The 13784-nt window shown below is 48.2% G+C and carries 11 protein-coding genes; 1 reads left to right on the plus strand and 10 read right to left on the minus strand.

The window, feature by feature from the left end; translation table 11 throughout:
* Position 1: 1 nt before the first annotated feature.
* The 10 genes from GKZ89_RS14455 to ssuD all read right to left on the minus strand — a co-directional run bounded on the left by GKZ89_RS14455 (position 2) and on the right by ssuD (position 12592).
* On the minus strand, positions 2 to 1726 hold the full coding sequence (locus tag GKZ89_RS14455) for a glycoside hydrolase family 35 protein (protein ID WP_155113114.1): 1725 nt from the start codon (positions 1724 to 1726) through the stop codon (positions 2 to 4).
* 12 nt (positions 1727 to 1738) lie between these two features.
* Entirely contained in the window at positions 1739 to 2575 is an 837-nt protein-coding gene (locus GKZ89_RS14460) for a carbohydrate ABC transporter permease (RefSeq protein WP_155113115.1), read from the minus strand.
* Positions 2575 to 3426 (minus strand): carbohydrate ABC transporter permease, encoded by an 852-nt coding sequence (locus tag GKZ89_RS14465; RefSeq protein WP_155113116.1) that lies wholly within the window; start codon positions 3424 to 3426, stop codon positions 2575 to 2577. The genes GKZ89_RS14460 and GKZ89_RS14465 overlap by 1 nt, the downstream gene beginning before the upstream one ends.
* 36 nt (positions 3427 to 3462) lie before the next feature.
* Positions 3463 to 4725: an ABC transporter substrate-binding protein gene (locus GKZ89_RS14470; protein ID WP_155113117.1), complete on the minus strand. Its 1263-nt coding sequence runs from the start codon at positions 4723 to 4725 to the stop codon at positions 3463 to 3465.
* A gap of 41 nt (positions 4726 to 4766) precedes the next feature.
* On the minus strand, positions 4767 to 5996 hold the full coding sequence (locus tag GKZ89_RS14475) for an ROK family transcriptional regulator (RefSeq protein ID WP_155113118.1): 1230 nt from the start codon (positions 5994 to 5996) through the stop codon (positions 4767 to 4769).
* Between the two features lie 602 nt (positions 5997 to 6598).
* Positions 6599 to 7426, minus strand: coding sequence for a carbohydrate ABC transporter permease (locus GKZ89_RS14480; RefSeq protein ID WP_155113119.1), 828 nt, complete (start codon positions 7424 to 7426; stop codon positions 6599 to 6601).
* The gene (locus GKZ89_RS14485) at positions 7426 to 8346 is read right to left on the minus strand and encodes a carbohydrate ABC transporter permease (RefSeq protein WP_155113120.1); all 921 of its coding nucleotides are present in this window, start codon (positions 8344 to 8346) and stop codon (positions 7426 to 7428) included. The genes GKZ89_RS14480 and GKZ89_RS14485 overlap by 1 nt, the downstream gene beginning before the upstream one ends.
* 72 nt (positions 8347 to 8418) lie before the next feature.
* Entirely contained in the window at positions 8419 to 9726 is a 1308-nt protein-coding gene (locus GKZ89_RS14490; RefSeq protein ID WP_155113121.1) for an ABC transporter substrate-binding protein, read from the minus strand.
* Positions 9727 to 9849: 123 nt separating this feature from the next.
* Complete coding sequence (locus tag GKZ89_RS14495) at positions 9850 to 11085, minus strand: ROK family transcriptional regulator (protein WP_338324935.1); 1236 nt, start codon at positions 11083 to 11085, stop codon at positions 9850 to 9852.
* A 436-nt stretch (positions 11086 to 11521) separates the two neighbouring features.
* The gene (gene ssuD / locus GKZ89_RS14500) at positions 11522 to 12592 is read right to left on the minus strand and encodes an FMNH2-dependent alkanesulfonate monooxygenase (protein WP_155113122.1); all 1071 of its coding nucleotides are present in this window, start codon (positions 12590 to 12592) and stop codon (positions 11522 to 11524) included.
* Between the two features lie 188 nt (positions 12593 to 12780).
* On the opposite strand from ssuD, the gene GKZ89_RS14505 reads away from it, so the two are divergent.
* Complete coding sequence (locus GKZ89_RS14505; RefSeq protein ID WP_162356907.1) at positions 12781 to 13740, plus strand: acetylxylan esterase; 960 nt, start codon at positions 12781 to 12783, stop codon at positions 13738 to 13740.
* The last annotated feature ends 44 nt before the right edge of the window (positions 13741 to 13784 follow it).

The following is a 13784-nucleotide window of genomic DNA, read 5'->3' on the forward strand; positions in this document are numbered from 1 at the left end:
GCTATTCCTCTCCTTCTCCTAATCCCGGTTTATCGGAGAACCAGACTTCCGGTTCTCCGGTTCCTTCCAATTCAAGAACGGTCACTTCGTTTGCCCCTTCTTTAAGGAGCGGCCCCGGAATATACAGCTTAGTCTGCGGTCCTTCAGCAGGCCAGTAGCGGCCTAGATTAAATCCATTGATCCATACGTATCCTTTCGTCCAGCCTGCCATATCGATAAATGTGTCAGCTGTTGATTCAACCTGCAGCTCCCCTCTGAAAAAGCGGGGATACCTCGTATCCGGTCCGGCTGTCCAATTGATTCGATCAAGTTCAACAGGGACAATCTCCCAATCAAACCAGTACTGTGCTCCGAGCCATAGATTTTTAAGGACCCCTTTCCGGTCCTTCAGATGCTTCCCGTAATTGACGCGTCCCATGTTTTCAACAAGGATCTCCAGCTGGTTCGACGGCTCACTGAACGGCAGTGTGATCGTTTTTTCCAGATCATTGCGGTAAACGGTTTTCTCAAGCTTTCCGTTCACATAAATAAAAGCTCTGTCCCGGATCGGCGTCACATCCAGCTCCAAATCACCCTGTTTCTCTACAGTGGTTCGGTAGAGGATGAGCCCGTAATGATGATCATATTCCTCCATCGAACGCGGAGCGAGAGCTTTGATCGGCTTCTGATTTTGAATGTAATCAAACAAACTCATATTCTCTTGAAGCTGAATCTTCCCGTAAGATTTTTTTAAGACAGGCTCAGGATCCTGCTCAGGAACCTGAGTAAATTCTTTAAGCACATTTTTCACTGCAAAGTATTTTTCCGACGGATCGCCCCACTCGGTCAGCAGCGCATCGTAATCATAGCTGGTGATCGTCGGTGTGTATTCCTCATAATGGTTGGCTCCGTTCATGAAGCCGAAATTCGTTCCCCCATGGAACATGTAAAAGTTTACGGAAGCGCCTCTTTTCAGCATCGTCCGGTAAACGTCCGCTGCATCTTCTGCACTTCTCGTATGATGCTTTCCGCCCCAATGGTCGAACCAGCCAATCCAGTATTCCGCACACATGAGCGGCGAACCGGGCTTGAATGCTTCCAGTTCCTCAAACGCTTCCTCTGCTTTCGAGCCGAAGTTGAGCGTCGTTACCGCTTCATCAATGGATCCGTGCCTGATAAAGTCCGGTCCGTCTGAGGTGAACAGCAGCACATCGATTCTTGCTTTTTTGTACAGTTCATGCACATGCTGCAAATAGCTCCGGTCATTGCCGTAGGCGCCGTATTCATTTTCGATCTGCACGGCAATCACCGGACCGCCGTTTGTCGTTAAATAAGGCACCAGCTTAGGCAGCAGCACGTTAAAATAATCGGTCAGGTGCTTCAAGAAAACCGGATCGGAGCTGCGGAGCTCCAGATCCTGTCTAAGCAGCCAGGCTGGCAGACCGCCGAATTCCCACTCCGCGCATATATAGGGGGCGGGGCGAAGGATCACATGAAGCCCCAGCCCGTCTGCAGTCTTGATGAACTGCTCTAAATCAGCCATGCCTTCAAACTGGAATTCTCCTTTTACGGGTTCATGAACATTCCATGGAATATACGTTTCCACCGTATTCAGCCCGAGCATCTTCAGCTTGCTTAGCCTGTCCTCCCAGTATTCCGGTACGACCCGAAAATAGTGGATGCTTCCTGAGAGGATCTGAAAAGGCTCTCCGTTCAGTTGAAAACTTCCATTCTTTTCTGTCAGCATGTTGTACCTCCTTTATTTTACCGCGCTTCCAAGCATTCCTGAGATGAACTGCTTTTGGAGAACGAGGAAGAAAATGATGATCGGGATTGTCGCGATGGACACGCCCATCATGACCTGGCCATAGTCGATATACGACAAGCCGAGCAGACTGGATAACGCAACCGGGAACGTGTGCATCGATGCATCATTCAGTACGACGAGCGGCCAGAGGAAATTGTTCCATTGCGTCATGAACAGGAAGATTGACGCAGCAGCAAGAGATGGCCTCATCGCCGGCATAACTACCTTCGCGAAAATTTTAAGTTCTCCTGCCCCGTCAAGTCTTGCTGCTTCAATCAGCTCAGTCGGGAAGGCCAGGAAATTCTGGCGCAGCAGGAAGATCGCAAACGGATAGCAGATCTGCGGTGCAATGACGGCAAAATACGTATTGAGCCAGCCGGCTGAAGACATCATCTGGAACAAAGGAATCAAAGTAGCCTGATACGGGATCATCATCGACAGCAGAAAAGCGGTGAAGATGAGATTGCGCCCTTTAAATTCAAATTTAGCGAGAGCATAGGCTGCAAGTGAACAGACGATCAGAGCCGCTACTACATAGAGCAGGGATACAAACAAAGAGTTGAACAATACCCGTGTCACGTCAATCGTTGCATTCAGATTCTGATAGTTTTCAATCAGCTTCGTCCCCGGAAGGAACGTAGGCGGATTCGTAAACATTTTTCCCGATTCATTCGTCGAACCGATGAACATCCAGTAGAACGGGAAGATGGAAATGATCAGGAAAATTCCGAGCAATGCGTACATTCCTATTTTCTGGGGAAGATTCCCCCGCTTTTTCACTGCTTCCATTATCGGTCACCTGCCACTTTAAATTGGATAAATGTCAAGATCGCAACCAGCACGACAACGACATAAGCGATGGCTGATGCGTAGCCAAACTGGAAGTACTCAAATCCATTCTGATAAATATAAAGTCCGAGCGTCATCGTTGCATCGGCCGGTCCGCCTTTCGTCAGGTTGAACGGTTCATCGAACAGCTGCAGCGTCCCAATCGTACTCAGCGTTCCGGCAAAGAGAATAACCGGCTTCAGCTGAGGGATGGTGATATAAAAGAACTGTCTGATTTTCCCCGCTCCATCAAGGGAAGCAGCTTCATAGATTTCCTCCGGAATATTCTGCAGGGCTGCCAGGAAGATGACCATGTTGTAGCCTGTCCATCTCCACGTCATCGCAAGGATAATCGATGCTTTCGCCCAAAACCCGTCGGACAGCCATGGAATCGCCGCGATCCCAAGGTAGCTGAGTGCATTGTTTATGATTCCTTCCTCCTGCAGCATGATGGAAAAAAGAATCGAATACGCTACAAGGGACGTTACAGCCGGAAGGAAAAAAGAAACCCGGAAGAACCCTTTCAGCCTTAAAAGCTGGCTGTTCAGCGCCCCCGCCAGCACCAACGCAAGCAAAAGCATAAGGGGCACTTGGAAAATAAAGATGATGAACGTATTTTTCAGTGCCGTCCAGAAAATCTCATCATTGAACAGGCGGATATAGTTGTTGAACCCGTTAAATACATAGGAGCCTGCTTCAAATTTCTGAAAGCTTAGAATGAGAGAAGCTGCTACCGGGTAAACGGTGAAGATTAAAAACATTACTAGCGCAGGCGCCAGAAACCAATATGGAAATAACCTGGATTTTGTCATATGCCAACCCGCCTTTATCATTAGGATCGTAATTTGTTAAAGCATTCTGTTCTTCAGCCTCTTCTGGGCTGCTTTAAACGCCTCTTCAATCGATTTCTTTCCGCTCGTCGCTTCAGACTGCGCTTTTACCGCTTCATCCTTCGCATATGGGAAATCACCTGTATAGTTCACGGAAGGAATATCTGTCATCTGGTCAGCCAGCGTCTTCCATACTGCCTGTCCGCCGAAGAAATCTACGCCTTCTGTAAAAAGTTCTTCATCGTAAATGGTCGTGAGCGACGGGAATAATCCGCCTTTCATCGCTTCAAGCTGTGTCTGTTCATCAGTAGAGAAATATTCAAGGAAGTCATAGGCCAGTTCAGGATTTTTAGACGACTTCATAATGGTGTAGTTGCTTCCCCCGAGATTTGAAGCACGGTTTGCTCCCTCTTCAAAGGCCGGAAGCGGAATGACTCCCCATTTCCCTGCAGAATCCTTGCCCTGCTGGGTAATGGAGCCTGCAAGCCACGCACCTGATGGCGCTGTTGCTACGTCTCCCTGAACCATGGAGCTGATCCATGCATCCCAGCCCACTGTATTCTTAACCAGGTCTGCTTCTTTCAGCTTTTTGTGAACCTCCATTGCTTGAACAGATTCTGCCGAAGTCAGATTCGGTTTCATCTGTTCATCAAAATAAAAGGTGCCCTGCTGATTGAGCATCATCCGGTACAGACCGTCATCCCCATTTAAATCAAGGCCGATCAGATCCTTGCCTGTTTTTGATTTGATCACTTCGCCTGCTTCAATGTAATCATCCCACGTCTTAATTTCTTCAGCCTTTACACCTGCTTCATCGAAAATATCAGTGCGGTAGAAAACGCCGGTCGGTCCCGCATCGAATGGGAACGCATACATTTCGCCTTCTTTTGAGACAAGATCTCTTTTGAACTCAGGAAACATGGATTCCGTTTCTTTATCAAACCCCTGGTCAGTCAGGTTTAGAAAAGCATCCGGAAAGGAGTTGATGTAGCCTTGGATCCGGTCGTCCTCCACGAGCACGATATCAGGAAGTCCCTGTCCGCCGGCAAGCAATCCGGTCGTCAGCTTTTGATACACATCGCTTGTTCCCATCTCGACAATCTTCAGGTCAAACTCAGGATGCTGCTCCTGAAATCTCTTTTCAGCCGTTTCCAGTACGGGAACGTTTACATTCCAGACCCAGGCCGTCAGCTCATTCTTGTTTTCCTTCCCGCCCTGGCCGCAGCCGGCAAGAAGACTGACCCCCATTGCGAGGCATAGCAGCAAACTCAACTTTTTCATTTCATCCGCCTCCACATACTTAATTAATTTATGAAACTAACTTATACCAACTCTGTCTGATGTTTGTATTGTACGGAGAACATCTCAGCTAATATGAGCGTGACCGCTCCAATCAATGCTGCCTCATCTCCGAGTCCGGAAGCCACAATCGGCGTCTTCTTTGCTTCAGGATCCAGCGCACGCTGCCGGACTACCTCCCTGACCGGATCAAGGAGCAGGTCTCCTGCTTTCGATATTCCTCCGCCAATAATGATTTTAGAAGGATTCATGACGTGGATCAGATTGGTGACGGCTGTCCCGAGATAGCGGCCTGCCTGTCTGAAAAGATCGGCTGCCAATTCATCTCCGGCGATTGCCGCCTGATAAATCAGTGCCCCGTTCAGCTTGCTTTCGTCTCCGCTGATCATATCCGTGATCAGTGTCTTCCTGCCAAAGGATATCTCTCTCATGGCTGCTCGTTTCAGCCCGTCATGAGCAGCAACCGCCTGAAGACAGCCGTAATTTCCGCACGTGCACAGCGGCCCGTTCAAATCTGCGACCGTATGGCCGATCTCACCTGCCAGCCCATGTCTTCCCCGGAAAAGCTTATGATCCATAAGAATTCCGGCACCGATCCCATGCCCGACATTGATGCAGATCATATCCGCGGCGCCGGCACCGTTGCCGAACCACGACTCACCGAGGGCCATCGCCCTGGCATCATTCTCTACTCTCACAGGAATGCCGAACTCTTCCTCCAGTTTTTCTTTAAGCGGAATGTTTTTCAGGTTAAAGTTCGGAGCATAAAGAGCGACTCCTTTGGCAGAGTTGACAATCCCATGCATTCCGATGCCAATCCCGACGAGCTTGCCCTTCGGCACTTCAGAGGAAAGGCTGCGGATCGCCTGAATGAGGACATCCATAATGTCTGCTTCTTTCGGTGAATCCTGGACGGGAATCGTTTTTCTGATCAGAACCCTGGCATCCAGATCCGTCAGTGCAAACCGGATCTTGCTGATTCCGACATCAATGCCTGCAACGTAAAATTGCCGGGAATTGATCTTCAGTAAAATCGGCTTGCGCCCGCCGCTCGATGGACCATGCTGCCCCTCTACCACAATTCCCTCACTAAGCAGTTCTGCAGCCAGATTGGTCACTGTCGGCGGGGTGAGCTTCGTTCTTTTTGCAATATCTGCTCTGGAAATCCCTCCCGTTGACCGGATAATATTCAAAATCAGCGTCCGGTTAAGCGATTTCATTAATTGAAAGCTGCCTATGAGATGGCTCGCCATCCACTCATCCTCCTTGCCCGCTGCTGCAAACTGCAAATACGAGAATATTAATTAATTTAACTATGTTTCTTCGAAAGCACTTACATGTATTATGGCAAGCGTTTTCAAATTTAGCAAGTAGGGATTGTAAGATTGAGATAAAAACCAAACATTTCAACTTTCCTCTTTACAAAAAAGGGGAAATCCTCCACCAGCCAGATCCTTCAAACCGCTGTCTGCCTTGGTCCAAACACATTATAAACCATATACGGAAAACGGCCTTAGATCAATTAAAGAAGCCTTTGTCCCAAAATCCTTCTATCGTTTGTTCCACCAGCTTTTTTCCAATACAAAATTTTTAATTTTTTAAATATCCATTGAATCCACTTTGCCGACTATCCCTTGTTATTGGCTTTACTTGAGCTTGTTTGAACTCCTTTGGTTATTTTTTCTTAATATCCTTAAGCTTTTTCACAAATTATTGCTCAGGAATCCTTAATTAGTAAACTCAATTAGGGGTCTCCTGTCCCCATTTCCAATGACTGATCTCCAAAAAGAAAAGCCCCACAGAGAATTTCTCTCTGCAGAGCTTTTCTAAAGGTTGGAACAAGCACCGCTATCCCCTATTCCTTCACAGAACTCCCCAGCATCCCTGAAATAAACTGGCGCTGCAGAAGCAGGAAGAAGATCATGATTGGCAGGGTGGAGATGGCGGTTCCCATCATCAGCTGGCCGTAGTCCACTTTTGACAAGCCGATGAGGCTTGATAAGGCCACAGGGAGTGTGTACATATCCTGTGTATTTAAGATAACGAGCGGCCACAGGAAATTGTTCCATTGAAACATGAACAGGAAAATCGCTACGGCTGCAAGTGATGGCCGCATTACCGGGAGGACGATCGTAAAGAAAATCCTGAACTCTCCTGCCCCGTCCACCCTTGACGCTTCAAGCAGGGAATCCGGGAGTGCTTTCATATTCTGCCTCATCAGGAAAATCGCAAAAGGATAGGCGAGATGGGGCAGAATCACGGCATGATACGTGTTGATCCAGTTCAGGGCAGCCATCATTTTAAACAGCGGAATGAGGGTTACATGATACGGGATCATGATCGCGAGCAGGAGGATAAAAAAGATCGTGTCCCGCCCTTTAAATTTGAATTTGGCGAACGCATACCCCGATGCCGAGCAAATCATCAGCGCGAGAGCTGTATAAAGCAGCGTAATAATGAGTGAGTTGCCGAGCACTTTCATTATTCCGACCGATTCATTCAGGTTCCTGAAATTATTCAGCATCTCTCCCCCCGGAAGGAAGTTGGGTGGAACGCGGAAAATCTCCCCGCTCGTATGGGAAGCACCGATCACCATCCAGTAAAAGGGGCCGATCGAACAGATCACACCAAGAACCAGCAGGGCATAGAGCAGTCCTTTCGAAACATTCTTTTGTGTTTTCATCAGTCCCGGTCACCTGCCACTTTCATCTGAATCCAGGATAGGAATGCAATCATGATTACCAATACATAGGCAATCGCTGATGCATAGCCGAAGTCGAAATACTTAAAGCCATTTTGATACAAGTACAGCGAGATGGTAAGTGTTGAATTATTCGGCCCGCCTTCTGTCAAAATGAACGGTTCGTCAAAAAGCTGCAAAGTGCCGATTGTGGAGAGTACAAAAGTAAAAAGGATAATCGGGCGCAGCTGCGGTATGGTGATATAGAAAAACTGCCGGACTTTCCCCGCCCCGTCAATGCTTGCTGCTTCATATAGAGATTCAGAGACATTCTGCAGGCCTGCGAGATAAATGACCATGTTATAGCCTGTCCAACGCCACGTGATCGCGATCATCAGCGCGACCTTGGACCAGGTTGTGCTCGTCAGCCAGCCGATTTTTTCCAATCCAAGCAGCGAAAGAAAGTAATTAATGATTCCGTAGTTCTCATCGAGCATGATCATAAAGACAATGGAATACGCCACCAGAGCGGTAATAGCCGGCATAAAATAGGAAATCCGGAAAAACGCCTTCATCCGGACCAGGCGGGAATTTAAGGCTGATGCCAAAATGAGGGCCAAAAACAGCTGGATCGGCACCTGAATGATCAAAATGAAAAACGTATTTTTCAAGGCTGTCAAAAAGAGCGGATCCTTGAAAAGCCGGATGTAATTTTCCAGGCCTACGAAAGCCATCCCCGCACCATCGCTTTTTTGAAAGCTCATGATAAATGAAGAGATGACGGGATAAATGGTAAACAGACAAAATAAAATGACAGTTGGAGCGATTAAAATATAGGGAAAGGTCTTCGGTGTAATCCAGCTCCTTTTCCTGTGCTCCGGCTGGAATGACGGCTTCGCGGCGGCCTTCTGAAGTTCTGCCATCACTGCTTCCCCCTTTCAGAATCGTGATAAAAAAAAGGGCTGTCTCCTTAAAGCAGCCCTTTCTCTTTCCTGTTACTTATTAATCTCGCGTTTCGATTCATTGGCCAGCTGCTCGGCCGCAGACTTCAGCGCTTCTGCAGGGTCTTTTTTATCAAGCAGGGCAGCAGCCTGTGCGTCGGCCGCGTACTTCAAGCCGCGCGGATAATCATTCGTATAATTGGCAGCCGGAATGTTCTCCACTTCATCTGCAAACATACGGAAGATCGGCTGATTGTTAAAGAAAGGCACCGGCTCATCAAAATAGGAATCCTCATACGTCTCAAGCAGGGACGGGAAGATGCCATACTTTTTTAACACTTCCACCTGAACCGCTTTATCTGTTGTGAAGAATTCAGCAAAGGCATAGGCAGCATCTTTATTTTTGGAAGCAGCCGGAATGACAATGTCCGATCCGCCAAGGTTTGCATTGCGGTTTCCGCCTTTTTCAAATGCCGGCAGAGGCATAACATCCCACTTGCCTTCCAGATCCTTTGCCTGCTCCATGATTGTACCTGTGTACCACACTCCGAACGGAACCGTTGCGACTGTTCCGTTCACGGTAGCTGTGACCGTTCCATCCCAGCCGTCCACATTTGCTACAAGTTCATTTTGGTGCATTTTTTGAATCATCGACATCGCTTTAACGGATTCGTCCGACTGCATATCGATTTTTCCTTCTTCATCAAAATAGAAGGCACCCTGCTGATTGAGCATCATGCGGTATAGAGCATCATCTTTAGCGATATCAATCGGGCCGAGAGCGGCACCGGTTTTTTCTTTAATGACTTTTCCTGCTTCCAGGAATTCATCCCACGTTTCGATTGATTTTGGATCGACCCCTGCTTTTTCAAAAAGATCAGTACGATAGAAAACTCCAGTCGGGCCGATGTCCCAAGGCATCGCCACAAACTTTCCGTCTTCATTTTTTGCAGTGGCAATTTTAGACTTCCCGAATTTGTCTTCATATTTGTCATAGCCTTTTGCGGATAAGTCCATGAATCCGTTAGGGAATTGCTTCTTATAGTTATCAAGACGGTCACTTTCGACCATCAGCACATCCGGAAGACCTGCTCCGTTTGCTGCAAGTCCGACGGTCAGTTTATCGTATAAGTCAAGTCGGCCGATATCCTGTACCTTCACTTTTACATCCGGGTACTTTTCATTGAATTTTTCAACAGCGAGTTCCATTGAGCTGGCTGCCACATTCCATCCCCAAACTGTAATCTCCCCTTTTGGCTCTCCCCCTTCACCGGCATCTCCTCCGGATCCCTGAGAACTGCATCCTGCCAGCATCCCAACTGTCAAAACAGCTGCCAAAAGCATACCCCAAACCTTTTTCATCATAATCCCCCTTTGGATGTATACGCTTTCATTTCTCCCTGAACAAAAAGCCCATTACTTAATTAAATAATATAATGAACTGACTTTAAAATAGCACATTTTTTTGAAAAATGTAAGGGTTTTCTAAACAGTTTGTTTCGTATTTTCATAGTTTAGCGAAAACAGATCGCTAAGAACCAGTGTACAGGCTCCAATCAATCCTGCCGAATCTCCAAGCCCGGATTCCACAATCACCGTTTTCCTTGCTTCTTCGCTGATGGAACGCTTCATGACAACTTCACGGAGAGGATCCAGGATAAAGGCTCCAGCCTTCGAAATACCGCCTCCAACAATAATTTTTGGCGGATTCAGAATGTGGACCAGGTTCGAAACGGCTGCCCCCAAATACCTGCCTGCTCCCCGCAGAATCTCAATCGCCAGTTCATCCCCAAGCTTCGCTGCTTCATGGATCACGATCCCGCTGATTTTATCCGGTTTCCCATCAGCCATTTCTGAAATCAGGGTGGGCCTGCCTAAAATGATCTCCTTCAGCGCTGCATTCTTTAAGCCGTCATGGGCAGCAAGAGTCTGCAGGCAGCCGTAATTTCCACACGTGCATCGCGGACCATTCAAATCAGCCACTGTATGGCCGATCTCCCCCGCCAACCCGTGGCTTCCCCGAAAAAGCCGGCCATTCATAATAATGCCTGCCCCGATGCCATATCCGACATTAATGCAGATTAAATCATCCAATCCCCTGCCCTCACCGAACCATGCCTCTCCAAGAGCCATTGCCCTCACATCGTTCTCGACCTTGACCGGGATCAGAAAAACGTCTTCCAGCATCGTTTTCAGCGGGATGTTTTTCAGCTTTAGCCCGGGAGCAAATACAGAAATCCCCCGCTCTGCGTCCACCACTCCATGCATGCCAATTCCAATGCCGATCATTTTTTCTTTCGGAACAGCCGATTCTCTCATCAGCTTTTGAACCTGCTCCGTAATGACACGGACCAGATCAGCCTCTGACATCCGCTCACTAATCGGGACAACGGTTTGATAAGAAAGATCGGCATTTAAATCAGCCAGACCGAACCTGATTTTTTTCACCCCGACATCCACACCCGCAATGAAAAAGTTTCTTGAATTAATTCTCAGCATGATCGGCTTACGCCCTCCGCTGGACGGTCCCGTCTGCCCTTCAAGAATGATCCCTTCGCTCAGCAGCCCCCCTGTAATATTTGTTACCGTTGGAGGTGTCAGCTTTGTCTTCTTTGCAATATCAGCCCTCGAAATCATACCTGCCGATCTGATGATGTTTAAGATCAGTGACCGGTTCAGCGATTTCATCAGCTGAAAGCTTCCAACCATATGATTCGTCACGTTCCACTCCCCCCTTCGTTAATTAAGTTAATTTTATATGGTGTTATGTAAGTGCTTACAACCATTATGGCAAGGCTGCTTGTTTTTGACAATAAGTTTTTGGTGGAGCGGGGAAGTATGTTTATTAGACTGGCGGGAGGAGATTGGTTTTGTCTCGGCTTGGCAGGGTCTGTCCCTCACTCTGATAAAGGACTAAAGCTCTGGCACCGCCTTCGCTATCCCATGCGGTACAAGGACTTGCAGATGTATGTCTCTGTCCCCTGATGAGGTGAAGCAAGCGGGGACAGACCCGGTGCCAGTCCCCACTCTCTCTGCCGTATGAAAGCTCCGGCACCAGTCCTTTTAAACCCATGTACACCACCGGTTCCCGGCTCCATACCTCTGTCCCCCGCTGCTTAAAAAAATCCGGCCCATTCTCCAGAATGGGCCGGGCGTGTTACCGGATTGCAGGCTGTTTCTTAAGCTTTGGGAAAACGAGCTCCGCGAACGTGTAGGCTTCCTCAAGATGAGGGTACCCGGAAAGGATAAAGGTATCTACGCCTGCGGCTTCGTATTCACGAAGTCTTTCTGTTACAATGTCCGGGCTTCCAACTAAAGCGGTGCCGGCTCCTTCACGGGCAAGTCCGACTCCGGCCCACAGGTTGGGGGAAATCTCGAGATTCTCCCGAAGCCTCGATCCGCCGTGCAAAGAGGATTGTGTTTTCTGGGCAGTCGAGTCAAAAGCGGCGTGGCGTTCCTCAAAGGCTTTTATCGTCGCATCATCAACGCGGCTGATCAGCCTTTCTGCTGCTTCCCACGCTTCTTCTTCTGTTTCTCTGACAATTGCATGCAGGCGGATGCCAAAGGTCAGTTCTCTTCCTTCTGCAGCAGCACGCTGCTTCATTTCATCAATCTTTTCTTTAATTTGACCAGGCGGCTGTCCCCATAGGAGGTACACGTCCGCGTGCTTCGCTCCGACTTCTTTTCCTGCCGGAGATGAGCCTCCGAAGTAAAGCGGCGGGTATGGTTTTTGAACAGGCGGTTCCGGTATGTAGGCGCCTGTTACCTCGAGGTGCTTGCCTTTATGGTTAACGTGCTGGCCTTCCATCACCTTTCTCCAAATATCCAGAAATTCGTCGGTGACTTCATATCGTTCATCATGGTTGTGGTAGCTGCCAAAGCCTGCCTGTTCTTTCGGATCTCCTCCGGTGACGACATTCAGGAGCAGGCGGCCGTTGGATAAATGGTCAAAGGTAGCAGACATACGTGCTGAGAGAGTTGGTGACATAAGACCGGGCCGAAGCGCGATCAGAAATTTTAACCGATTGGTAACGGACGCCAGATAAGAAGCCGTCACCCAGGAATCTTCACAATTTGCTCCGGTTGGCAGGAGCGCCCCTTCATATCCAAGGTTGTCCAAAGCTGATGCAATTTGCTTCAAATAACTGATGTCGGCCTTTCTCTCACCTGCACGGGTACCTAAATATTGCCCGTCGCCGGCTGTTGGAAAAAACCAGAATATCTTCATGATGAATCCCCTTCCATCCACATTAGTAATCTCTATACATTAGAATATATGAGTTTTCACAAAAGGACATGTTTGAAAATCTATAGTTTTAATTTTAAAGTCGATAATTCCGATAAGTCAAGTAAACTATTTTATTTGCAGGAAAATTCTTATTTTTCCAGAACTTTGAGTAGAGGGGGTTGATCCGGTTGAATGCGATTCAAAAAAGGATTGAAGAACTGAAGAATTATTCAGCTGAACCTACTATTGATCGAGAGAGTCTGAAAACCTTCTGGCAGAAACAGCATGAGCAAGAAGGCAGTTACAGTCTGAACGTTCATTATGAAAGAGCAGATTCAATTTTCCCATCTATTGAAACGTACCATGTTACGTACTATGGAGCCGATGGCACACCGATTCGGGCCCGCTTGTCTCTTCCCCGCTTTTCTGAAAATAAACCTCTGCCATGTGCCCTCGTTTTTCACGGCTATGGGGACAGCAAAGGGTTTGAAGAAAAGCATGCCGCTCTGCTGCTTATGGGAATCGCTGTTTTTGCCGCTGATGTCCGCGGGCAGGGGGGCGAAACTGGAAGTCTGCTGAAAACGAGTTATGGAACCTCTCCGGGATGGGTGACACAGGGGATTTTGAACCCCGCAAACAGCTATTACTCTTCGATTGTATCGGACGCCTTGCGCGCGATCAGCGCAGCGGACTCCCACCCCGATATTGATTCTGCGAAACTTTTCGCAGTGGGGCTTAGTCAGGGCGGCGGCCTTGCACTTCTAGCAGCCGCATTAACAGATTCAAAGCTGAAATTTGTTTCCGCCGCTCTTCCCGGAATGTGCCACATGGATCTTGGCATCATGAAATCAACGGGCTCATTAAGCGAAGCCGCAGCCTTTATCCATAAGCACCCGGAGCATACGGATACCGTGCTCCGCTCCCTCAGCTACTTTGATGTGCTGAACCACTCAGAACAAATCACCATCCCGGTCCATATGCAAATCGGATTAAAAGATACGGTTTGCCTGCCCGACTGCATCGCTGCAGCGTATAACAGGATTTCCTCCAGAAAAACACTGGACGTCCATCCTTTTGCCGGGCATGAAATGACCGAGCACGTGCAGAGAAACATGCTGCAGTTTGTGAAAAATGAGCTGGAAAGATGAGAATGCTGAGTCTGTTCTTGGCGGGTTTGCTCTTGGTTGCTCTG

It is taken from the genome of Metabacillus mangrovi, from assembly GCF_009711125.1.
Lineage (GTDB): Bacteria > Bacillota > Bacilli > Bacillales > Bacillaceae > Metabacillus_B > Metabacillus_B mangrovi.